The sequence below is a fragment of the Enterobacter cloacae complex sp. ECL411 genome (assembly GCF_021869665.1).
Lineage (GTDB): Bacteria > Pseudomonadota > Gammaproteobacteria > Enterobacterales > Enterobacteriaceae > Enterobacter > Enterobacter intestinihominis.
Genome location: NZ_CP091486.1, coordinates 1,894,963 through 1,918,711 on the forward strand (window position 1 = coordinate 1,894,963; position 23,749 = coordinate 1,918,711).

The window sequence follows — 23,749 nt, forward strand, 5'->3', positions numbered from 1 at the left end:
TTCGTCTGAAATGCGATTCTGGTTTCTCCTTGTTGCGGCGCTATTTCTTGCAGGATGCAGCAGCCATCGTGCACCTCCGCCTAACCCACAGCTTTCCGATTCCATTACGGTCATTGCCAGCCTGAACGATCAGCTCAGCAACTGGCGCGGCACCCCTTATCGCTACGGCGGGATGAGCCGGGGCGGGGTGGATTGCTCGGGATTTGTGCTGATGACTTTCCGCGATAAATTTGACCTACAGCTTCCGCGTGAAACGCGTATGCAGGCGAAAATCGGCACTGAAATTGATAAAGACGAGCTCCTGCCCGGCGATCTGGTCTTTTTTAAAACAGGTTCCGGTGAAAGCGGCCTTCATGTCGGCATTTATGACACCGATAATCAGTTCATTCATGCCTCGACCAGCCGCGGCGTGATGCGCTCCTCTCTCGATAATGTTTACTGGCGTAAAAATTTCTGGCAGGCCAGGCGTATTTAACCGCTGCATAAAGATGCAGTGCGGAGGGCCTGGCGGTGAAAATAGACGTCAGGCTTTTCTTGCGGGTGGATTAAAGTAAAATTTTTGCCCACTTATTTTTGTCAGCATGTGCCTGTTTTATCTAAAACTGGCTATTATTCAATAACCAGGATAAGATTATTTTAGATTCAGGGAAAAATCTGAAAATTAATACGGAAAGAATGAAATTAATCTTATTAAAATCAAGACAGTGGAATTGTGCCTGCAATTGCTCCAGGATGTTCTCTCTCATCTTTAATGCAGGACAAGGGCGATGATTATTACGCTAGATAATGCTTACCAGTCTGAACTTTTACTCCTTCCGGCGCGTGATAGTGCAGGTTTGCTTAAAGGTTTAGAGATTTTGGTTAACTTTACTGGCGTGGGTACGGACGTACGAATCCCGACTGAACTGGTTATCCCTCATCTTTCTCAGGAAGATGAATTAGTGCTGTTTCAGGAAAAACTGCAATTACTCGATACCTGTAAGCTATTTTTTATTCAGCATCAGTTAATTGCATGGATCAATATTACACCTGCAATTGTTGAGTTTTTATTAACTAATGAGAACGCTGTTTCAATCCTTGATCGTTATCCGTTTCTTGAGTTTACTGTTAATGAGAACTATCCAGGTTTAAATAACGGGAAAGACGATCTGACGCTTGCAAGAATGGCGATCCATTTCCCCTTAGTGCTGGCTAACTTTGGTGCAGGGGCTGCATCCCTTAAACCGGTTTAAGATGGTCTGTTCAAACGGGTGATTCTGGATAAAAACTTTATTCATCAGCGCGTCTCGGCGCTCTCTTTCGAGCCATTTATGCGCGCCATTCTCTGGCAGATCGCGCCGCATTGTCAGTCGGTCATGGTCTCGGGAATTGACGATCACGGCATCTTACAACGCGTGCTGCCCTTCAATTTTGGCGCAATGCAGGGAACCCTGTGGCCTGCCGTCCCGGCAGAACGCGTAACGACCCTCGTTCAGCAATAACCCCTTTCTTCGCCCGTGTTTACGTCAAGGGAAACCCTCTACACTTAAAGCAGGAGGACTTATGACCCTGTCTTTTACTGCTCACTGGCACGATGAATTACCCGGCTTTTACACCGCGCTTAAGCCCACGCCTTTACAGAACGCGCGTCTTATCTGGCATAACGATGCATTAGCGGATTCGCTTGGCATCCCTTCGACACTTTTTCAGCCAGAAAAGGGCGCCGGTGTCTGGGGCGGCGAAACGCTGCTTCCGGGCATGAAGCCTCTGGCTCAGGTCTACAGCGGACATCAGTTTGGCGTCTGGGCGGGACAGCTCGGCGATGGTCGCGGCATCCTGCTGGGTGAACAGGTTCTGCCGAATGGCGAAACGCTCGACTGGCACCTGAAAGGGGCAGGGTTAACACCGTACTCACGCATGGGGGATGGCCGCGCGGTGCTGCGTTCAACCATTCGTGAAAGTCTGGCTTCCGAGGCGATGCATGCCCTGGGGATCCCCACCTCACGCGCGCTGTCCATTGTCACCAGCGACACGCCGGTGGCCCGTGAGACGATAGAGCAGGGGGCGATGCTGATCCGCGTGGCGGAAAGCCATCTGCGTTTTGGCCATTTTGAACACTTCTACTATCGTCGCGAGCCGGATAAAGTCCGCCAGCTTGCCGACTACGCCCTTCGACGTCACTGGTCGCACCTGCAAGACGAACCGGACTGCTATGTTCTCTGGTTCCGTGATATTGTCGCGCGCACCGCCTCAATGATTGCCCGCTGGCAGGCCGTTGGCTTTGCCCACGGGGTGATGAATACCGACAACATGTCCCTGTTAGGGCTGACGTTTGACTACGGTCCGTACGGCTTCCTTGATGACTATCAACCAGGTTACATCTGTAACCATTCGGACTATCAGGGGCGTTACCGTTTCGACAACCAGCCTGCGGTGGGGCTGTGGAACCTTCAGCGGCTTGCGCAAAGCCTGTCGCCGTTTATCGACGTCGATGCCCTGAACGATGCGCTCGATACCTATCAGGAGGTTTTGCTGCGGGAATATGGTGTGTTAATGCGCAACAAGCTGGGGCTGATGACGCAGGAAAAAGGCGATAACGCGCTGCTAAATGGGCTGTTTGCCATCATGGCGCGTGAAGGCAGCGACTATACCCGAACCTTCCGTATGCTAAGCCAGACTGCGCAGCAGAGCGCCGCTTCACCGCTGCGTGACGAGTTCATCGATCGACAGGCGTTTGATGACTGGTTTGCCACTTACCGGGCGCGTTTACAGCAGGAACAGATTGATGACGATACCCGCCAGGCGCGGATGAAGGCGGTTAACCCGGCGATGGTGTTGCGCAACTGGCTGGCGCAGCGGGCTATTGAGCAGGCAGAGCAGGGGGATTATGCCGAGCTGCATCGGCTGCATATCGCCCTGCGCACGCCGTTTGCTGACCGGGAGGATGACTATGTCAGCCGCCCGCCGGACTGGGGCAAGCGACTGGAAGTGAGCTGCTCAAGCTAAGGGGCGAGAAAAACCTGCGGCGCGGCGTGCGCCGGATGTCTGCCGACGTGCACCTGCGCACCGTACCAGCGCGCCAGCGCGTCGGCCTGCAATACCGTCTCCGGTATGCCCTGAGAAACAATCCTGCCGTTGTGTAACAGCAGGATCCGGTCCGACCATAACGCGGCGAGATTAAGATCGTGCAGCACCACGCAGGCGTGAAGATGACCCAGACGGGTCAGCGATTTCAACAGGCGCAGCAGATGCTGCTGGTGGTAGAGATCCAGCGCTGAAGTGGGTTCGTCGAGAAACAGCCAGCCGCGCGGCGTTCCCTCACGCCACAGCTGCGCCAGCGCGCGGGCGAGCTGAACGCGCTGCTTCTCGCCGCCCGAGAGGGAATGATAACGTCTGCCAGCCAGCGGCAGGCAACCGGTCAGCTGCATCACCTCACGCACAATCGACGGTTCAGGTTGACGCGACCAGGGCGCACGCCCCATTCCAACGATCTCCTCCACCAGCCAGTCAAATCCAGGCTGAGTATGCTGACGCATCACTGCCCGATAGCGGGACAGCGTCTCCGGGTGCCATTCATCCAGCGCTTTCCCCGCCAGCGAACAGCCGCCGCTGTCGGGTTTCAGGTAGCCGGTCAGCAGTCGCAGCAGCGTGGATTTCCCCGCGCCGTTAGGACCGATCAATGTAACCAGCTCTCCCTTCGACAGTGACAGCGAAACGTTATCTGTCAGCGTGCGGCCAGACCGGGTAAAAGTCAGATTTTCAGCCGTATAACGTTCAGCCATGCTGTTCTCCACGACGAAAAATGAGCCATAAGAACCAGGGGGCGCCAAGGATGCTGGTGAGCAACCCGACCGGCATTTCTGCCGGGGCGACCAGAGTGCGGGCTACCGTATCCGCCACCAGCAGCAGAAAAGCGCCCGCGAGAACCGTGCCGGGAAGGGTTGCCCGGTGATCGGCGCCCAGCCACATGCGCATCAGGTGCGGCACCACGAGTCCGACAAAGCCAATCACGCCGCTGACGGCGACAGCCGCAGCGACCAGCAGAGCGCTGCATAACAGTAATATTCGCTGTACAAGGGCAACGTCCACGCCGAGATAATGCGCTTCCTCTTCACCCAGTTGCAGTAAATTTAACGCGCTGGCACAACGCCAGATCGCCAGAGCGGCAGGCACCATCAGCGAGATCACGGCGAGCAGCGTTGACCACTGCGCCTGACCGAGACTTCCCATTCCCCAGAGTGAAAGCTGACGCAACTGGGCGTCATTGCTGACCCACGAAAGCACACCCACTGCCGCACCGCACAGGGCATTGATGGCGATACCCACCAGCAACAGACGTGACAGAGAGGTGTCACGCTGCTTGCTGAGCAGGAAGATCACGCCTGTGGCTGCCAGCGCCCCAAAAAATGCCGCCAGCATCGGGGCATAAAGCATCACCAGCGCGGGCAGCGAGAGCGGGAGCACCACCCACAGGGCGACGGCCAGCGCCGCACCGCTGCTGATCCCGAGCAGGCCCGGGTCGGCCAGCGGATTGCGGAACAGCCCCTGCATGACGCAGCCGGCGAGCGCCAGCGACCCGCCAATCACCAGCGCCAGCAGCACGCGGGGCAGACGGATGGTGAGCCAGATCTGGCGTAGCGTCTCATCGCTGCCGCTCCACAGCACGTTCACTGGCAGGCGTAACGCCCCAAAACCGGTAGCCATGAACGTCATGACGGTAAGCAACCCCGCCAGAAGCCATAATGATAACGTGATGCGCCGGGACATCAGGGCAGTTGCTCCGCTCTGGCACGCAGCTGTTGTATGGCTTTCGGCGTGCGGACGCTGAAGCCCAGCAGGGCCATGTCATCAATAGCCAGCACCTGCTTGCTTCGTCCCGCTGGCGTTTGCGCCAGACCGGGCAGTTTCCACAGATTTTGTTCGCCGCCCAGCGCGTTAAGGCCGTCCTGCGAAATCACCACCAGATCCGGCTGGCTGGCCATTACCCCCTCCTGGGAGAGCGGCTGATAGCGGGTAAAGCCCTGCATGGCGTTCTGCAACCCGGCGGCGCGTATTGCCGCATCCGCGCCGGTCTGTTGCCCGGCCGCCATTGCGGTCATTCCGCCGTGGCTGAGGATAAACAGCACCCGCTTGTTGAGCGGTGTTGAGGGCAGAGCCGCCAGCGCCTGACGCAGCGAGTTGCTCAGGGTTTCCCCTTGCACCTCATGATGCGTCGCCTGAGCTATCACCCGCACTTTTTCGTCAATCGTGCGCAGGTCAGGCGTGCCGGGAACGGTAACTACCCGGACGTGGCTCTGTTCAACCTGTTTCAGCGCCAGAGAGGGTTGCGCCTGGTCGCTTGCCAGCACCAGCGTCGGGCGTACGGACAGAATTCCCTCCGCATTCAGCTGGCGGAGATACCCCACGTCAGGCAGCGCTTTTGTCGCCTGCGGCCACTGGCTGGTACTGTCGCGCGCAACCAGATAAGACTCCGCGCCGAGGGCGTAGACGATCTCCGTCACGTCGCCGCCGAGGGCGACAATTCTCTCCGGCGCGGCGACGGCGACCAGCGGCAGGGCGCAGAGCAGGGCAAACCAGTTTTTCATGCGGCCAGCCCTTCTGGCGTCAGAGCGTCAATCTGGCGGCGCCACTGGCTCTGCTCCGGCTCGCCTTCGGTACGCTGCCCGTAGAGCTGGGCGATCTGAGTTCCATCCGCAGCAAACAGCTCCAGGCTGGTAACGTGTCCGTCTGCCGTGGGCTTACGCGTAACCCACGTCTCCGCGATAGTCTCCTCCAGCAGATGCAGGGTAAAGGTTGGGTTGAAGATGTTCAGCCAGCCCTTCATGGGCGTCAGTTTTTCCACCACACCGGTGAAGATCTGCACGCAACCGCGGTTGCCGACGAAGATCATGATTTCGTTTCCGTCCTGTTGCGCCCTCTCCAGCAGTTGTGCAAGCGCGCTGTTATCCACCTTACAGGCCAGATCGTCACTCACCAGACGAAACGCCTGCTGGCGGCTCAGGTTATGGCGCTTCAATAAGCTAAAGAATTGATGCACGTCGGTCATGGCGCGCCACTCTTTCTCCACCGAGCCTGCATCTGCACCGTCGGAATGCGCGGGGGCTTCGACAGCCTTCAGCGCCAGAGCGGGGTTATCGGCAATGATAAAACGGGTCAGCACGTCGCCCCAGGCGGCAACGTCGGTGTGATCCGTGGTGTAGACCTTCAGTAAAGCGTCGCCCTGATGATCGAAGAACTGAATGCTCTGACGTTCGCCGCGGGAGGTCGTTTCGCTAATGTGAAACGCGCTCGCCCACTGGTTGAGGAACAAACGCAGATCCAGCGCTCGCGGATTCAGCACCAGCCCGGCATGACCGCCGAGGTGCTGGTGAGTAAACGCTCCAACCTGTTCGTGAACGGCGTATTCGTTACGGCAGATGCATTTGGTTTCCCCCACGGACTCCAGCGCTGCCAGAATCTCGCGGATTTCACCGCGCAGCCGCCAGGCGTCGTGTCCAACGCGCGCAAATGCCAGCTCTGCTTCGCTGATGTGCATTAATCCGGCGATATCACGGGCGTACTTACCCGGATGTTCTTCTTTAAGCTCAAGCCAGCGTGTGTAGTGACCCATAATCTTATCCTTCTGAATCGTTGCCCCGAAGGGAATTACCATTGATAACTGACGAAGATCTTGCCGTTGCGGCCATCCTGCGGGATGCCCTGCGGTGACCAGTAGGCTTTGTCGAAGGCGTTCCCCAGCACGAGGGTGGTGGTGATGCCTATGAACTGCTGCTGGCCTTTATAACTGACGTAGAAATCATTTACTGCGTAGCCAGGCTGCTCGCTGTAGCTGCTGCTGATGTGCGTTGAACGTTCGACGAAGGTGCCGATCCAGCCTACGGAGAAGCCGCTTTGCGCCACCGGGATATCCAGCTTGCTGGTGACGGTGTCCGGGTTGATGCTGGAGATATATTCACCCGTGTCGGTATCTTTCCCGCGCGTGCGGTTGTAGGCCACGTCGAGGTTGAACAGGCTGGTCGAGTAGGTCGCCATCATGTCCCAGCCCCAGATTTTGGCATTTGGTACGTTATAGGACATGGTAGTGGCCGCCGCAAAATCGACGGTGGTAGAGATGTAATCTTTTGCTTTGGTGTCGAAGTAGCTGGCTTTGAACTCCAGCGCGTCGTTGGCGAGTAGCAGATCGTCAAAACGCAGCCCAAAACCGAACTCCTGGGTTTCGTTGGTCTCCGGACGCAGGTTCGGGTTCGGCACCCAGTAGTTAGTGTAGAAGCTGCCGATAGAGAAGTGCTTTGAGTCGTTATACATCTCGCCCATCGTTGGCGCGCGGAAGGCCTGGGCGTAAGAGCCGAACAGCATCAGCCAGTCGGTTGGACTCACGGTTAACCCGGCGCGTGATGACCATTTATCCGCATCCACGTCGTCGTAACCGTCGCTGCTGCCGCGGTAGTTGTCGTAACGCGTCCCGCCGAGAAGCGTTACCGGCAGGTCGCGCAGGGTGATCTCATCCTGCAACCAGCCGGAGCTGAAGTCGATTTTAGCGTCCGGGAAGCCGGTGGTCGCGCCGCCAGGGTGTTGCTCCTGACGGTAGTATTCCCCGCCGTAGGTCAGCAGGTGCGAGGCGAAGGAGTCGCTGAACAGGCGGGTGCGGTTTTCCACTTTGCCGCCTTTGGTGGTCTGCTTACGGAACTCGCCGCTGGCGTCGATGTTCTGGGCGTTGATCCGCGCTTCGGACCAGTAAATTTTCGCATCGGCGTTCAGCCAGTCGTTTCCGGCTGGCGCAATGCGGTAGCCAAGCTGGGCATCGCGCTGAATGGTGGAACGATCGGTCATCGGGTTACTGCTGCTGGCATCCGTGGTCTGCGGATTTTTCGGCTCCTGCGCGTCGTTGTTGTAGTAGCGCAGGGATCCGCTCAGCGTCTGAGCCGGATCAATTTTCCAGCTGCCTTTCGCCAGCATATTGTTGATGGATTCGTCGTTTGGCGCCCTCGCGCCGTCACTCTGGCGAATGTCGCCGCGATCGCGGCTGGACCAGGAGACCACACCGTCCAGGGTATCGGTGCGGCCATAGGCGCTGGCGCCCATCCCGATGCTGTGATCGCCCGTTGCACCGGTAGCAAATACGCGATAGCCGCTATTTTTACCTGCGTCCAGCAGATCGCTGGCGTCGACGGTGTCATATGAAATTACGCCGCCCAGCGCGCCGCTGCCGTACAGCAAGGCGGAAGGGCCACGTACCACTTCGATACGTTTGATCAGCGCCGGATCGAGGAACGTGCTGTTCAGGTGTCCGGTATCGGTGCCCTGGCGTACGCCATCCACCAGCACCAGCACGCCACGTCGGTCGTAACCGCGCAGGTTAACGTCCTGACCGTTGGTGCGCCCGGTGCCGTCCAGCGTCAGGCCGGGCACCTTGCGCAGCAGGTCGGCGGCGGAGCTGGCGGTCTGGTTTTCCGGCGCGGCGGCGTCAATCACGCTTACCATCATGGGGGCTTCGAAGGCGCTGCGGGCGTTGCCGGTGGCGGTAACGGTGATATCGTCTGTGGCGGCAAACGCAACGCCCGGCAGGGTGCTGACAATTGCAAGCGCCAGAAGAGACGGGCGTAAAGACGCGGATTGCAGGTGTGGCATAGCAACTCTCCATAAGAATTGAAAAGCGCTGGCTGCCTGGGGATCACCTGGGTGGCTGGCGAATGTGTTGTCTGGATTATTTAGTCAGGATCAGTTTTCCGGCATTGGTCTGGCGCAGCAGGTAGTGCTGGCCGTCATGCTCGATAATGACCCGTCCCTCCTCACCCAACAGGCTTTTGCTGTCGATTCGGCGATCTGTGGGAGCAGGGGACGGCGCTGTGTGTGTTTTTACTGGCGTTGCCGCGCTGTTATCGGTCGGTGACATAATGTTTATAAATAACAATCAATGTAACAATGATAATCATTATCAATAAACTGCAAATTCACGGCAAGCGTTTTTATGAAAATTGTGTGACGGGATCAAATTTGGGGGAGAGGTGCGGTCTGATGCCCTCACCCCGACCCTCTCCCACGGGGAGAGGGAGAAGGGCACGTACCGTAGGCCGGGTAAGCGCAGCGTCACCCGGCAGGATTTTAAAATCGCGTGTCCACGGCTGAAGCCAGCTTCTCCAGCAGCAGCTCGCTGTCTTCCCAGCTCAGACACGGGTCGGTGATCGACTGGCCGTACACCATTTGCTGTCCGGCGACGATCTTCTGCGTGCCTTCTTTGATAAAGCTCTCCGCCATAATTCCTGCAATGGCGGTCGAGCCGCTGCGGATCTGCTGGCAGACTTCATCGCAGACGTCCAGCTGGCGGCGGTGCTGTTTCTGGCAGTTGCCGTGGCTGAAATCCACCACCAGATGCTCCGGCAGGTCAAATTCCGCCAGCGTTTCGCAGGCGGCGGCAATATCTTCTGCATGGTAATTCGGTTTTTTACCGCCACGCATAATGATATGTCCGAACGGGTTGCCGCTGGTCTGGTAGATGGTCATCTGGCCGTTTTTATCCGGGGAGAGGAACATATGGCTGGCGCGTGACGCGCGGATGGCATCAACGGCGATGCGGGTATTGCCGTCCGTACCGTTTTTGAAGCCCACCGGACAGGAGAGCGCCGACGCCATTTCACGGTGGATCTGGCTTTCGGTGGTACGCGCGCCAATCGCGCCCCAGCTAATGAGGTCGGCAATAAACTGTCCGGTCACCATATCCAGAAATTCGGTAGCGGTCGGCACGCCCAGCTCGTTAACCTGTAGCAGCAGCTTGCGCGCCAGCGCAATGCCGTGATTCACCCGGTAACTACCGTTCAGATCGGGATCGGATATCAATCCTTTCCAGCCCACGACGGTACGCGGCTTTTCAAAGTAGGTACGCATCACGATCTCCAGGCGATCCTGATACGTGACGCGCAGCGTCTGAAGGCGTTGTGCATAATCCATCGCCGCGTCCAGGTCGTGGATGGAGCAGGGGCCAATTACTACCAGAAGACGTTTGTCTTCACCATTGAGAATTTTTTCGATGCGGCGACGGGAGGCCGTCACATGGTCCGCCACCTCGGCGGAAACGGGGTGCAGCCGGGCAAGTTCAGCCGGGGTGACCAGGCTATCAATGCGCGCGGTGCGCAGTTCGTCGGTTTTGTTCATGGAATGTCTCAGAAATTTTTTGCTTCATCGGCAGACTACCGGGAAGTGATGGGCATCACCTTAAACCAATCCCTGCTGATTTCAAGTTCGGGGCACGTCGCCCCGAGGATGGCATGATAATAACTGAAACTGGATTAATGTACTAGCATATTAGTACATGCGGCGATTCAGTCCCATGATATCGAGGATCTTGGTGGCAATTTCTTCTACTGAATAGTTGGTACTGTTCAGCCAGGGGATCTGATTTTTCCGGTACAGCGCTTCGACTTCGGAGACTTCCATTCGGCACTGGCGCATTGAGGCGTAGCGGCTGTTCTCGCGACGTTCTTCGCGGATCGCCGCCAGTCGTTCCGGGTTGATGGTCAGCCCAAACAGCTTATGCTGAAGCGGCTTGAGCGCGGCAGGCAGCACCAGGTTGTCCATATCATCGGCAATAAAGGGGTAGTTGGCGGCGCGAATGCCAAACTGCATTGCCAGGTAAAGGCTGGTGGGGGTTTTACCGCAGCGCGACACACCTAGCAAAATGACCTGCGCCTGGTCCAGATTGCGCAGCGAGATCCCGTCGTCGTGCGCCAGGGTGTAATCAATGGCGGCAATACGCGCATCGTATTTGGTCAGGTTGCCGGGGTTCAGCCCGTGGGTACGGTGAGCGATCGGCGTCGGGTCGAGCTTCAGCTCGCTTTGCAAGGGTGCAACCAGCGCCTGCACGATATCCTGACAGAAGCCCTCGCTTTGCAGAATGATGTTGCGGATCTCAGGGATCACAATGGAATAGAACACCAGCGGACGAACACCGGTCTGCTGGTAAATGGCGTCGATCTGGTCCTTGACCGCTTTGGCCCGGCTCTCGTTTTCCACGAACGGCAGCGTGATGCTATTTATCGACACGGGAAACTGCGACATCACCGCGTGTCCCAGCACCTCGGCGGTAATCGCCGTCCCATCAGAAATATAAAAAACGTGGCGATCGACAGCATTATCCATTTTATCCACCCTGAATAGCGTACGTAATTGCCTGAAAGCATAAATTAAAAAAGTTAATTGCACAGCAAAGAACTTATCTGAATTTAAAATGAAATGGTGTTTTTGATTTTCCTGAAAAGTGGATTTCATTTTCTGATTAGCGGCGTTATTTCTATGGTTTTTGACGGAATCTATAGGAATCATCGGGTTAGCGAGTGCGGGGAAACTGTCCGAAAAGTTGAAAATTTAAATTGCTTACACGATTCACCGTTTTTTTAGCGGAAATAAATATGCCAGTATAAATACGTAGTCAGGTGTTTCTTACTCCGATCAAATATCACAAAAGGATTGTTTCGATGTCCAACAATGGCTCGTCACCGCTGGTGCTTTGGTATAACCAACTCGGCATGAATGATGTAGACAGAGTTGGGGGCAAAAATGCCTCCCTGGGTGAAATGATTACAAATCTGTCCGGTATGGGTGTCTCCGTACCAAACGGGTTTGCCACAACCGCCGATGCGTTTAACCTGTTTTTAGACCAGAGCGGTGTAAACCAGCGCATTTACGACCTGCTGGATAAAACGGATATTGATGATGTCACCGAGCTTGCCAAAGCCGGCGCGCAAATCCGCCAGTGGATTATCGACACACCTTTCCAGCCGGAACTGGAAAAAGCCATCCATGACGCCTACAACCAGCTCTCCGCTGACGACGCGCAGGCCTCCTTTGCCGTGCGCTCTTCCGCTACCGCGGAAGATATGCCGGATGCCTCTTTCGCCGGACAGCAGGAAACCTTCCTCAACGTCCAGGGTTACGAGGCGGTACTGGTGGCGGTGAAGCATGTGTTTGCTTCCCTGTTCAACGACCGCGCCATCTCCTATCGCGTGCATCAGGGCTATGACCACCGCGGCGTCGCGCTCTCCGCAGGCGTACAGCGCATGGTGCGCTCCGACGTAGGCTCTTCCGGCGTGATGTTCTCTATCGACACGGAATCCGGCTTCGACCAGGTGGTGTTTATCACCTCCGCATGGGGTCTGGGCGAGATGGTGGTGCAGGGGGCGGTGAACCCTGACGAATTCTACGTGCACAAGCCTACGTTGGCGGCTAACCGTCCGGCAGTGGTACGCCGCACCATGGGCTCGAAAAAAATCCGCATGATCTATGCCCCGACGCAAGAGCATGGCAAGCAGGTCACTATTGAAGATGTGCCGCTGGAGCAGCGGGATCGCTTCTCGCTCACCGACGCCGAAGTGGAAGAGCTGGCGAAGCAGGCGGTGCAGATTGAAAAACACTATGGCCGTCCGATGGACATCGAGTGGGCCAAAGACGGACACACCGGCAAGCTGTTTATCGTGCAGGCGCGTCCGGAAACAGTCCGTTCGCGCGGTCAGGTCATGGAGCGCTACACCCTGCACGCGCAGGGCAAAATTGTCGCGGAAGGCCGCGCAATCGGCCACCGCATCGGTGCCGGTCCGGTGAAAGTGATCCACGACATCAGCGAGATGAATCGCATTCAGCCTGGCGACGTGCTGGTGACCGACATGACCGATCCGGACTGGGAGCCGATCATGAAGAAAGCGGCTGCTATCGTCACCAACCGCGGTGGCCGTACCTGCCACGCGGCTATTATCGCCCGTGAGCTGGGGATCCCGGCGGTAGTCGGCTGTGGTGACGCGACCGAACGCATGAAGGACGACCAGAACGTGACGGTCTCCTGTGCCGAAGGCGATACCGGTTACGTGTATGCCGATATCCTCGACTTCAGCGTGAAGAGCTCCAGCGTGGATACCATGCCGGACCTGCCGCTGAAAATCATGATGAACGTCGGTAACCCGGATCGCGCGTTTGACTTCGCCTGCTTGCCGAACGAAGGCGTGGGCCTGGCGCGTCTGGAATTCATCATCAACCGCATGATCGGCGTTCACCCGCGCGCGCTGCTGGAGTTTGACGACCAGGACGCGAAGCTGCAAAACGAAATCCGCGAGATGATGAAGGGTTACGACTCGCCGAGAGAGTTCTATGTCGGTCGTCTGACGGAAGGCATCGCCACGCTCGGCGCGGCCTTCTACCCGAAACGCGTGATCGTGCGTCTGTCGGACTTTAAGTCCAACGAATACGCTAACCTGGTGGGCGGCGAACGCTACGAGCCGGAAGAAGAGAACCCGATGCTGGGCTTCCGCGGCGCCGGACGCTACGTGTCGGAAAGCTTCCGCGACTGCTTCGCGCTGGAGTGCGAAGCGGTAAAACGCGTGCGCAACGACATGGGGCTGACCAACGTGGAAATCATGATCCCGTTCGTCCGTACCGTGGATCAGGCGAAAGCGGTGGTGGATGAGCTGGCGCGTCAGGGGCTGAAGCGCGGCGAGAACGGGCTGAAGATCATCATGATGTGTGAAATTCCGTCCAACGCCCTGCTGGCCGAGCAGTTCCTGGAGCACTTCGACGGCTTCTCCATTGGTTCGAATGATATGACGCAGCTGGCGCTCGGCCTGGACCGCGACTCCGGCGTTGTCTCTGAGCTGTTTGATGAGCGTAACGAGGCGGTGAAAGCGCTGCTCTCCATGGCCATCCGTGCGGCGAAGAAACAGGGTAAATATGTCGGGATCTGCGGGCAGGGTCCTTCTGACCATGAAGACTTTGCGGCCTGGCTGATGGATGAGGGGATTGATAGCCTCTCCCTGAACCCGGACACCGTGGTGCAAACCTGGCTGAGCCTGGCAGAGCTGAACAGGTAAAACCTGCATAACCTGAAAAAGGCGAGGATATCTGTCCTCGCCTTTTTTATTTTCCTGCGAATATGCTCACCATCACAAATAAAGCAAAAAACCAAATATCATAATTTATCTGTTAATTTAGACAATTGTTAGTGGGCAGGGCGTTGCTAATACTTGAGCCTTACCGCGTACATCCGTCGGGATGATGCGCGACTGGTTGAAATACGTTTTAACCTGATAAAAGGCAAATAACAATGACAATCTCCTCTGTATTACGTACCAAAGATAAAATAGGTTATGGCCTCGGTGATATGGCCAGCGCGCTGGTCTGGCAAACGGCAACGTTATTTCTCGCGTATTTCTATACGGACGTATTCGGTTTGCCGGCGGCCATTATGGGCACCATGTTTTTAGTGGTGCGCGTGATCGATGCGTTTGTCGATCCGTGCATTGGCGCGCTGGTGGACCGCACTCAGACCCGCCACGGTCGTTTTCGTCCCTGGCTGCTCTGGTTTGCCATTCCGTTTGGCGTGAGCTGCCTGATTACCTTCTACGTACCGGATGCCGGGCAGACGGCGAAAATTGTCTATGCCTGCGTAACCTATGCCATCCTGAGCCTGATCTACTCCGCGATTAACGTTCCATACTGCGCCATGCCCGGCGCGCTGACGCTCGACCCGCGCGAGCGCCACTCGCTGCAATCCTGGCGCTTTGGCCTGTCGTTTATCGGCGGGTTGATTGTAACGGTCATCGCGCTGCCGCTGGTCTCATTATTAGGTCAGGGGAATGTGCAAAAAGGTTATTTCTATGCCATGAGCCTGATGGGGCTGCTGGGTATTATTTTATTCTTCTGCTGCTTCTTTATGACCCGGGAGCGTTACTCGCCACGCAATGACACCTCCGGCTCGATGCTGACGGATTTAAAACTGCTGGCCGCCAACAGCCAGTGGCGAATTGTTTTTCTGTTTAATATTTTACTGTTAACCGCCGTCGTGACGCGTGGCTCTGCGACCATGTATTACGTTAACTATGTTCTGTTACGCCCTGAACTGGTCTTTGCCTTTATTGTTTCCGGCATGGTGGCATCCTTAAGCGGCGCATTATTATCTGAACGCCTGCTGGGGAAATTTGATCGCGTACGTGCCTATCAGTGGACCATTATTTCTTTCGTTATTTTTGGCGCGTTGATTTTCTTCATTCCTCCTTCGCAGGTGTGGCTGATATTCGGTCTGAATATTGTGTTTAGTTTTATTCAGAACCTGACCACGCCGCTGCAATGGACCATGTTCTCCGATGTGGTGGACTACGAAGAACACCGCAGCGGCCGCCGTCTGGACGGGCTGGTCTTTTCTACCGCCCTGTTTGCCATCAAGTTTGGGTTGGCGCTGGGTGGGGCGGTAGTCGGTTGGGTGCTGGGCATGGTGGATTACGCGCCCGGACAGGCAAACCAGGCGCCTCACGTCCTCGCAACCATCAATGCCCTGTTCACCCTGATCCCCTGCGCGCTGTTCCTCTGCATGGTGGCGCTCCTTGCTATCTACAAACTCAACAGCCGACTGGTGGATTCCATTGCCCGTGAGCTGGCCAGCAAGCGAGACATTCGAAACGATGCGGGGCAGCTCAGCCCGGTAACCCAATCCGCACTACAGGAGTAAACCATGACTGTGATCTACAAGGACGCGGGACGTCCCGTACACGAGCGTGTCGCTGATTTACTGGCGCGTATGACGCCGGAAGAGAAATTTGCCCAGATGCACGCGTACTGGCTGATCCTCGATGAACACGGCAGCCACCGCGAGCGCAGCGATTTGAGCGATGAGTTCGCCGGCGTGAGCGAACAGGCGTCCCTCAGCGAAAGGCTGAAGCTGGGCGTCGGGCAGATCACCCGTCCGCTCGGCACGCACATTGTTGATGCAAAAACCGGCGTGCGTGCCGCTAACCGCCTGCAACGTATGATGATGGAGGAGACCCGGCTCGGCATTCCGGCGCTGTTTCATGAGGAGTGTCTGGTGGGGCTGCTGTGCAAAGATGCAACCCTGTTCCCGTCGTCGCTGAACTACGGTTCCACCTGGGACCCGGCGCTGGTGCAGCGCGCGGCGGAGCATATTGGCAACGAGGCCCGGTCTGTCGGGTGCCAGCAGGGGCTGGCCCCGGTGCTGGATGTCTCGCGCGATGTGCGCTGGGGACGGACGGAAGAGACCTTTGGGGAAGATCCGTGGCTGGTAGGGGTGATGGCGACGGCGTACGTGAAGGGGTTGCAGGGCGATAAGCGCGATCTGCTGGCGACCCTGAAACATTACGTGGGGCACTCCTTCAGCGAAGGGGCGCGCAACCATGCGCCGGTCCATCTGGGTTTCAGCGAGCTAAACGATACCTTCCTGCTGCCGTTTGAGATGGCGGTGAAGCTGGCCAACGCCGGTTCGGTGATGCCAGCCTATCATGACATCGATAATCAGCCAGGGCACAGCGACCATTTCCTGCTCACCACCGTGCTGCGTGAACAGTGGGGCTTCGACGGCATTATTGTCGCGGATTACGGCGGCGTCAGCCTGCTGCACCAGCACCATGGGATTTCTCACGATCCAGCAGAATCGGCGGCGCTGGCGTTTAACGCCGGGCTGGACGTGGAATTGCCGAAGGATGACTGCGCGCGTCATCTGGCGGAAGCGGTAGAGCGTGGGCTTATCTCAATGGCGAAAGTGGATGAGATTGTGGCGCGCGTGCTAAGTGAAAAATTCCGTCTCGGGCTGTTTGAAAAACCGTACGCCGACGAAAAAGGTATCGATTTGCAGAATGAGGCGACCCGGCAGGTGGCGCGCGAGGTGGCAACAAAATCGATCACGCTGCTGGAAAATAACGGCATTTTGCCCCTCGGCGGAAAACCCCGTGTAGCGGTAGTGGGGCCGACGGCGGACGATCCGCTGGCGTTGCTGAGCGGCTACAGCTTCCCGGTTCACCTGATCATCAGCGATATGGTTGAAGAGACCTCGCAGGTGACAACCCCGCGCGCGGCGCTGGAACAGTACCTTGGTGCATCGCAGATACGTTACGCCAAAGGGTGCCACATTATCGAAAAACGGATGGCGGGTGCGCCGGTGTTCCCGGGCGACAGCGGCGGTAAACCGATGCAGCAATCGCCGGTTTCACAACGCACGGATTTGATCCCCGAAGCCGTGAGCGCGGCAAAAGAGAGTGACGTGGTGGTGGCCTGCGTGGGCGACCTCGCCGGGCTATTCCAGAGCGGCACCGTGGGGGAAGGATCGGATACCGATTCGCTGAATCTGCCGGGCGTGCAGCAACAGCTGCTTGAGGAGCTGGTGGCAACCGGCAAGCCGGTAATTGTCGTCATGACGGGCGGGCGTCCTTATAACCTTCAGGGGCTGGAAGAGAAGGTGGCCGCGCTGATGATGGCCTGGGCGCCGGGGCAGGAAGGGGGCTGGGCGATTGCCGATATCTTAACCGGCCGCGCGGAGCCGCAGGGCAGGCTGGTAGTCAGCGTGCCGAAAAACGCCGGGGCGATGCCGTACTACTATAACCACAAGCTGAAAAGCGGCGGCACGCCGTTTGCGTTCCATTTCGGCGCACTTTACCCGTTCGGTTACGGTCTTGGCTGGACGCAGTTTCGCTGGAGTGCGGCGCGTCTCGCTGAAAGCCACGTCCCGGTCGACGGAGAGGTGGTGTTAAGCGTCGATGTCAGCAACATCGGGGAGCGCAGCGGCAGCGAAGTAATACAGGTGTACGTGCGTGACAAAGTCGCGACGCAGGTTCGTCCGCTTCAGGAGCTGAAAGCGTTTCAACGCGTTACGCTTTCACCGGGAGAAAACGCCACCCTGACCTTTACCTTGCCGGTGGAGATGTTTAATTTCACCCGCCGGGACGGGAAGCGGATTGTCGAGCCAGGGGAATTTGAGCTACAGGTTGGCGCGTCCTCGGCGGATATACGCGAGGTGGTGAACGTGCAGGTGACCGGGGAGACGCGGGTGCTGGAGGGGGAATGGCAGATGTTGAGTAGGAGTGAAATTTGTAAAAATTAATATTCAGGACTCGCCTGGCCACAAAGGCGAGTCCTCTTTCAAGCAATCAAAAGAGGAAAATGAACTTACAAAGCACTAATAACTTAAAAAAATAGTTCGCATAAGAATAGTCTTAGCCGCCTTGCTCTGAGCCTGGAACTGATATAGCTACTCCTCACCGTCTGCTGGTTGCAGGACTGCGCCAGATAGCCTGATAGGTTTGATGAGCTATAAAAGATGAAATTTAAATGAATATACGGACTCTGTCTGATTTAAGTTCCCTGTGCAACGGCTACATGACAACGCAATGCAGGGAAAACGAAGAACTACTGTGCATAGCGTCAGAACTCAGGATTCAATAAGTAACTGGAGAGGTTAAGTGGTTGTAGATATTTCGGTGTTATTCATTATTCTTTTAATGATTGTGTGCGCCCTGATTTATCGCCTTTCTGTCATGGAAGATAAGTTGTTAGCAATGGAGTTAAGACACGCTACGGAAGTCAACGCAGCGCGTAGAGAAGGGTATATAAACTGCATGAATCTTCATGCTCAGGTTGAAAAAAGTATAAAAGATAAAGCTAAATGATGGCGTTTTTAGGAACGCCAATTGGCTGTTGGTACGAGAAAGATATTCAGTTGATAGTGAAATGGCATATGCTTATGACGTATGGAACTAAACAGTAAAACTCTTTCATCGCTATTCATCCGTCTGTAATGAACGGTTTTTTTGTTTAAAACACGCCTATATCCTGTGCGCTCAGCATAAGGTAAATAAAAAAAAAGCCCATCGTGGGAGATGGGCAAAGACTACACACAGCAATTCGTTGTTTCACTCAGGGGATTTCCATGCTTATAAATCAAGGTGTTGATTTATAACCGTGTCTTAATAGTAGGCATGCCAACTTTATGAGTCGATCGGATTCGTCTCAATAGTTAAAGGGAGGTAAAGATTTCTTGAAGAGAATGACGGTTTTAGGCATGAAAAGGCGGGTCTGACCAGTGCGCAGAGAATAAATAGTTTAGCAACGTTTAAGTATTCCTGCGAAGAGTGTAGGCCGGGTAAGCGTTAGCGCCACCCGGCAAAGGTTATTATTGCGCGTTCTTATCTTCCAGCTCTTCAAGTTCGCTTAAGATGAGGTCCGGATCGGTTCCGGGTGGCGGCACTTCATGCACCCAGGCAGAGAAGAGACGCCAGGTTACCGCAAGCAGCACCGGACCGATAAACAGGCCAATCATGCCGAAGGCAATCAACCCCCCGATCACCCCGGACAGGATCAGAATCAGCGGCAGATCAGCGCCCATGCGGATGAGGAGAGGACGAATCACGTTATCCATGGTGCCCACCACGCAACTCCAGACCAGCAGCACCGTGCCCCAGGTCGTGTCCCCCGTCCAGTAAAGCCAGATAATGCAGGGAACCAGCACCAGCAGCGGACCAAGCTGTGCCAGACAGGTCATCAGCATGACAACGGTGAAAATGGTGGCATAAGGTACGCCGGAAACCGCCAGCCCGATACCGCCAAGCACCGCCTGCACCAGCGCTGTGACCACCACGCCGAGCGCCACCGCGCGAACGGCCTGGGCTGCCAGCAGCACGGCCGCATCGCCGCGTTTACCTGCCAGCCGGGTGGCGAAATGGCGTACCCCCAGCGCAACCTGCTCGCCGCGCCAGTACAGCAGGGCGCTGAAGACCAGCATCAACGTACAGTGCATCATGAAGCGACCAATATGCGCAGCCTGCCCGACAAACCAGGTGGTGGTTGTACCGATGTACGGGCGCACTTTGGCCATCAGGGCGCTACCGCCCATCTCCAGCAGGCTGTGCCAGCCGCTGTATAGTTTTGCGCCCACAACAGGAATGCTGTTCAGCCACGCGAGATCCGGCAGCGTCATGTCACCGCTGGTGACCGCGCGAATAACCGGGCCGCTGCTGTCAACCAGGCTGTTAACCAGCAGCGCAATGGGAATAATAAACAGCAGGAACAGCAGCAGCGTCATCACCAGCACGGCAAGGCCGCGGCGACCAAACAGCAGTTTCTGCAAACGTAAGAGTAAAGGCCAGGTTGCGACCACGACGGTCGCGGCCCAGGCAAATCCGAGCACGAAAGGACGAACAATCCACAGACACGCAATAATCATAATGGCTAAGAACAGCACCGACAGCAGTATCTGTGCGACATCCCTGGGCTGACGAAGATTGACCATAAACGAAACTTTCCTTAAATGAACACCAGCAAGGCTGATGGGAATATAAACCGCATCTCTCTAATCATTAGTGATTTCAGCGATTTTTGACAGGCGGATTTTGCCCGTAATTCTACGAAGCACATAAGAAAAAAATGTGATAAAACTTTCCAGACACAACGCAAACGATTTCACACTATTCTCATTAGGGTCGACAGCAATGATCCCACAGATTTCTCAGGCACCGGGCGTCGTTCAACTGGTGCTTAATTTTTTGCAGGCACTGGAGCAACAGGGTTTTACAGGTGATACCGCCACCGATTATGCCGACAGGCTGACGATGGCAACCGATAACAGTATTTACCAGCTTCTTCCCGATGCCGTCGTTTTCCCGCGCTCTACCGCCGATGTGGCCCTCATCGCCCGTCTGGCGTCGCAGGAGCGTTTCAGCTCCCTGGTCTTTACCCCGCGCGGCGGCGGGACGGGCACCAATGGGCAGGCGCTGAACCAGGGCATCATCGTTGATATGTCCCGCTATATGAATCGCATCATTGAGATCAACCCGGAAGAGGGGTGGGTGCGTGTGGAAGCGGGGGTAATCAAAGATCAGCTGAATCAGTTTTTAAAACCGTATGGCTATTTTTTTGCGCCCGAGCTTTCCACCAGTAACCGCGCAACCCTTGGCGGGATGATCAACACCGATGCCTCAGGGCAGGGCTCGCTGGTCTACGGCAAAACCTCCGATCACGTCATGGGTGTGCGGGCGGTGCTGCTGGGGGGCGATATTCTCGATACCCAGCCGTTGCCGGTCGAACTGGCTGAAACGCTGGCAAAAGAGAGCACCACCAGCGGACGGATTTATCGCACCGTGCTGGAGCGCTGCCGCGAAAATCGCGAACTGATCCTCGACAAATTCCCGAAGCTCAATCGCTTCCTGACGGGCTACGATCTGCGCCATGTCTTTAATGACGATCTGAGCCAGTTCGATCTTACCCGCGTACTGACCGGGTCAGAAGGTACGCTGGCCTTTATCACCGAAGCGCGTCTGGATATCACCCCGCTGCCGAAGGTGCGCCGTCTGGTGAACGTCAAATACAACTCCTTTGACTCCGCGCTGCGTAATGCCCCGTTTATGGTGGAGGCGCGGGCGCTGTCGGTGGAAACCGTTGATTCAAAAGTACTGAACCTGGCCCGGGAAGATATTGTCTGGCATTCGGTGAGCGAACTGATTACCGACGTGCCGGATAAAGAGATGCTCGGTCTGAACATCGTCGAGTTCGCCGGGGATGACGCAGAGCTGATTGAGAGCCAGGTGAGCACGCTCTGCCAGCGTCTGGACGAGTTGATTGCACAGGGTGAGGGCGGCGTTATTGGCTGGCAGCTGTGTAACGACCTCTCCGGCATCGAGCGAATCTACGCGATGCGTAAAAAGGCGGTGGGGCTGCTCGGTAACGCGAAAGGGGCGGCGAAGCCGATTCCATTTGCGGAAGATACCTGCGTGCCGCCGGAGCATCTGGCGGATTATATTGTGGAGTTTCGTGCGTTGCTCGACAGCCATGGTCTGAGCTATGGCATGTTCGGGCACGTTGACGCGGGTGTGCTACACGTGCGCCCGGCGCTGGACATGTGTGATCCGCAGCAGGAGATCCTGATGAAGGAGATCTCCGACGAGGTCGTGGCCCTTACGGCCAAATATGGCGGTTTGTTATGGGGAGAGCATGGCAAAGGATTCCGCGCCGAGTACAGCCCGGCGTTTTTTGGCGAACAACTCTACGCCGAGCTGCGTAAGGTGAAAGCCGCTTTTGATCCTGAGAACCGTCTTAACCCGGGTAAAATCTGCCCGCCAGAGGGCGTTGATGCGCCGATGTTGCAGGTAGACGCCGTCAAGCGCGGCACCTATGACCGACAAATTCCGATTGCGGTTCGCGCTTCCTGGCGCGGCGCGATGGAGTGCAACGGCAACGGGCTGTGCTTCAACTTCGATGTGAAAAGCCCGATGTGTCCGTCGATGAAAATCACCAGCAACCGCATCCACTCCCCAAAAGGACGTGCGACGCTGGTGCGCGAATGGCTGCGCCTGCTGGCCGACCGCGGCATTGACCCGCTCAAGCTGGAACAGGAGCTGCCGGAAAAACGCGCCAGCCTGCGCGGGCTCATCGAACGGACCCGCAACAGCTGGCATGCGAATAAAGGCGAATACGATTTCTCGCATGAGGTGAAAGAGGCGATGTCCGGCTGCCTGGCGTGCAAGGCGTGTTCAACCCAGTGCCCGATTAAAATTGATGTGCCGGAATTCCGTTCCCGCTTCCTCCAGCTGTACCACACGCGTTATCTGCGCCCGATGCGCGATCATCTGGTGGCAACGGTGGAGAATTACGCGCCGCTAATGGCTCGTGCGCCAAAAACCTTTAACTTCTTTATCAATCAGCCGCTGGTGCGCAAACTGTCTGAAAAACATATCGGCATGGTGGATCTGCCGCTGCTGTCGGTGCCATCGCTCCAGCGTCGGCTGGTGGGGCACCGCTCGGCGAACATGACCCTGGAACAACTGGAAGCATTAAGCCCTGAGCAGAAAGCGAAGGTGGTGCTGGTGGTGCAGGATCCGTTTACCAGCTATTACGATGCGCAGGTGGTGGCTGATTTTGTCCGTCTGGCAGAGAAAATTGGCTACCAGCCGGTGGTACTGCCGTTCTCGCCGAACGGCAAGGCGCAGCACATTAAAGGTTTCCTGACCCGCTTCGCGAAAACCGCGCAGAAAACTTCAGATTTCCTGAATCGCGTGGCGCAGCTCGATATGCCAATGGTGGGCGTCGATCCGGCGCTGGTGCTCTGTTACCGGGATGAATATAAGCAGACGCTCGGCGATAAGCGTGGTGATTTTCAGGTCTTACTGGTGCATGAGTGGCTGCCTGCGGTGCTGAAGCAAACGGCCCCTCAGGAGGTCAGCGGAGAATCCTGGTACCTGTTTGGGCACTGTACCGAAGTGACCGCGCTGCCGACGGCGCCTGCCCAATGGGCTTCTATCTTCGCGCGCTTTGGCGCGAAGCTGGAAAGCGTCAGCGTGGGCTGCTGCGGTATGGCCGGAACCTACGGTCATGAAGTCAAAAACCACGCTAACTCGCTCGGCATTTACGAGCTGTCGTGGCACCAGGCAATGCAGCGCCTGCCGCGTAACCGCTGTCTGGCGACGGGCTACTCCTGCCGCAGCCAGGTGAAACGGGTGGAAGGTAACGGCGTTCGCCATCCCTTGCAGGCTTTACTGGAGATTATCGGATGATCTGGAAACGTGCGGTCACTCTGCAGGCCTTAAATGCTATGGGTGCAGAAAACATGGTCGGTTTGCTGGATATCCAGTTTACGCGCATTGGCGATACCGAACTTGAAGCGACGATGCCAGTAGACAGCCGTACTCATCAACCGTTTGGCCTGCTGCACGGCGGTGCGTCCGTCGTGCTGGCCGAAACGCTGGGGTCGGTCGCGGGTTACCTGTGTACGGAAGGGGAGCAGAAGGTGGTCGGGCTGGAGGTCAATGCCAACCACATCCGCTCCGTTCGCAGCGGGCGCGTGCGCGGTGTTTGCCGCGCACTGCACGCCGGAAGTCGTCATCAGGTGTGGCAGATTGATATTCTGGACGAGCAGGATCGCCTGTGTTGTTCATCCAGACTGACGACGGCCGTTGTGTAAAGTTTCCGAATGTCTTGCTTTTGGTCAAAAATTAGCCGTCTGATTGTGATATACTGGTCACGT

General features: G+C 56.6%; 17 protein-coding genes, 1 other RNA gene and 1 pseudogene. 9 read left to right on the forward strand and 10 right to left on the reverse strand.

The genetic code is table 11. From position 1 onward, the window contains the following. Nucleotides 1–10 precede the first annotated feature (10 nt). From L3069_RS09135 to selO, 3 genes and pseudogenes are all read left to right on the forward strand, one after another. Complete coding sequence (locus L3069_RS09135) at nt 11–475, forward strand: NlpC/P60 family protein (protein ID WP_038415899.1); 465 nt, start codon at nt 11–13, stop codon at nt 473–475. Between the two features lie 292 nt (nt 476–767). After that, nucleotides 768–1,481 (forward strand): annotated as a pseudogene (locus L3069_RS09140) (EAL domain-containing protein). Nucleotides 1,482–1,542: 61 nt separating this feature from the next. After that, nucleotides 1,543–2,985, forward strand: a complete 1,443-nt coding sequence (selO, locus tag L3069_RS09145; protein WP_038415900.1) for a protein adenylyltransferase SelO — start codon at nt 1,543–1,545, stop codon at nt 2,983–2,985. Here selO and L3069_RS09150 read toward each other — a convergent pair. The 8 genes from L3069_RS09150 to ppsR all read right to left on the reverse strand — a co-directional run bounded on the left by L3069_RS09150 (nt 2,982) and on the right by ppsR (nt 11,112). Then, complete coding sequence (locus tag L3069_RS09150) at nt 2,982–3,761, reverse strand: heme ABC transporter ATP-binding protein (protein WP_023305968.1); 780 nt, start codon at nt 3,759–3,761, stop codon at nt 2,982–2,984. The genes selO and L3069_RS09150 overlap by 4 nt on opposite strands. Next, entirely contained in the window at nt 3,754–4,746 is a 993-nt protein-coding gene (locus tag L3069_RS09155; protein WP_023299913.1) for an iron ABC transporter permease, read from the reverse strand. The genes L3069_RS09150 and L3069_RS09155 overlap by 8 nt, the downstream gene beginning before the upstream one ends. Continuing rightward, nucleotides 4,746–5,564, reverse strand: coding sequence for a hemin ABC transporter substrate-binding protein (locus L3069_RS09160; RefSeq protein ID WP_063135933.1), 819 nt, complete (start codon nt 5,562–5,564; stop codon nt 4,746–4,748). Before L3069_RS09160 ends, L3069_RS09155 begins: the two co-directional genes overlap by 1 nt. Continuing rightward, entirely contained in the window at nt 5,561–6,589 is a 1,029-nt protein-coding gene (gene chuS, locus L3069_RS09165) for a hematinate-forming heme oxygenase ChuS (RefSeq protein WP_038417025.1), read from the reverse strand. The genes L3069_RS09160 and chuS overlap by 4 nt, the downstream gene beginning before the upstream one ends. Before the next feature lie 35 nt (nt 6,590–6,624). Next, nucleotides 6,625–8,607 (reverse strand): TonB-dependent hemoglobin/transferrin/lactoferrin family receptor, encoded by a 1,983-nt coding sequence (locus tag L3069_RS09170; RefSeq protein WP_038415902.1) that lies wholly within the window; start codon nt 8,605–8,607, stop codon nt 6,625–6,627. Nucleotides 8,608–8,683: 76 nt separating this feature from the next. Next, a complete protein-coding gene (gene hemP / locus L3069_RS09175) occupies nt 8,684–8,872 on the reverse strand; it encodes a hemin uptake protein HemP (RefSeq protein ID WP_022647850.1) in 189 nt (62 codons plus the stop codon). Between the two features lie 209 nt (nt 8,873–9,081). Beyond that, a complete protein-coding gene (gene aroH, locus L3069_RS09180; protein WP_038415903.1) occupies nt 9,082–10,128 on the reverse strand; it encodes a 3-deoxy-7-phosphoheptulonate synthase AroH in 1,047 nt (348 codons plus the stop codon). A gap of 150 nt (nt 10,129–10,278) precedes the next feature. Then, nucleotides 10,279–11,112, reverse strand: a complete 834-nt coding sequence (gene ppsR / locus L3069_RS09185) for a posphoenolpyruvate synthetase regulatory kinase/phosphorylase PpsR (RefSeq protein WP_017384644.1) — start codon at nt 11,110–11,112, stop codon at nt 10,279–10,281. A gap of 335 nt (nt 11,113–11,447) precedes the next feature. On the opposite strand from ppsR, the gene ppsA reads away from it, so the two are divergent. The 4 genes from ppsA to L3069_RS09205 all read left to right on the forward strand — a co-directional run bounded on the left by ppsA (nt 11,448) and on the right by L3069_RS09205 (nt 18,404). Continuing rightward, nucleotides 11,448–13,826, forward strand: coding sequence for a phosphoenolpyruvate synthase (gene ppsA / locus L3069_RS09190; RefSeq protein WP_038415904.1), 2,379 nt, complete (start codon nt 11,448–11,450; stop codon nt 13,824–13,826). Between the two features lie 233 nt (nt 13,827–14,059). After that, nucleotides 14,060–15,460 (forward strand): MFS transporter, encoded by a 1,401-nt coding sequence (locus L3069_RS09195; protein ID WP_038415905.1) that lies wholly within the window; start codon nt 14,060–14,062, stop codon nt 15,458–15,460. Nucleotides 15,461–15,463: 3 nt separating this feature from the next. Continuing rightward, nucleotides 15,464–17,839 carry a glycoside hydrolase family 3 N-terminal domain-containing protein gene (locus tag L3069_RS09200; RefSeq protein ID WP_038415906.1) on the forward strand — a complete coding sequence of 792 codons (2,376 nt, stop codon included), beginning with the start codon at nt 15,464–15,466 and terminating at the stop codon, nt 17,837–17,839. A gap of 358 nt (nt 17,840–18,197) precedes the next feature. Beyond that, nucleotides 18,198–18,404, forward strand: coding sequence for a hypothetical protein (locus tag L3069_RS09205; protein WP_022647855.1), 207 nt, complete (start codon nt 18,198–18,200; stop codon nt 18,402–18,404). Between the two features lie 186 nt (nt 18,405–18,590). Here L3069_RS09205 and rprA read toward each other — a convergent pair. Next, nucleotides 18,591–18,698: antisense sRNA RprA (rprA, locus tag L3069_RS09210), an RNA gene on the reverse strand. 209 nt (nt 18,699–18,907) lie between these two features. Beyond that, nucleotides 18,908–20,023: an AI-2E family transporter YdiK gene (gene ydiK / locus L3069_RS09215; protein WP_022647856.1), complete on the reverse strand. Its 1,116-nt coding sequence runs from the start codon at nt 20,021–20,023 to the stop codon at nt 18,908–18,910. A 199-nt stretch (nt 20,024–20,222) separates the two neighbouring features. On the opposite strand from ydiK, the gene L3069_RS09220 reads away from it, so the two are divergent. After that, on the forward strand, nt 20,223–23,279 hold the full coding sequence (locus L3069_RS09220; protein WP_038415907.1) for an FAD-binding and (Fe-S)-binding domain-containing protein: 3,057 nt from the start codon (nt 20,223–20,225) through the stop codon (nt 23,277–23,279). Then, nucleotides 23,276–23,686: a 1,4-dihydroxy-2-naphthoyl-CoA hydrolase gene (gene menI / locus L3069_RS09225; RefSeq protein ID WP_022647858.1), complete on the forward strand. Its 411-nt coding sequence runs from the start codon at nt 23,276–23,278 to the stop codon at nt 23,684–23,686. Before L3069_RS09220 ends, menI begins: the two co-directional genes overlap by 4 nt. The last annotated feature ends 63 nt before the right edge of the window (nt 23,687–23,749 follow it).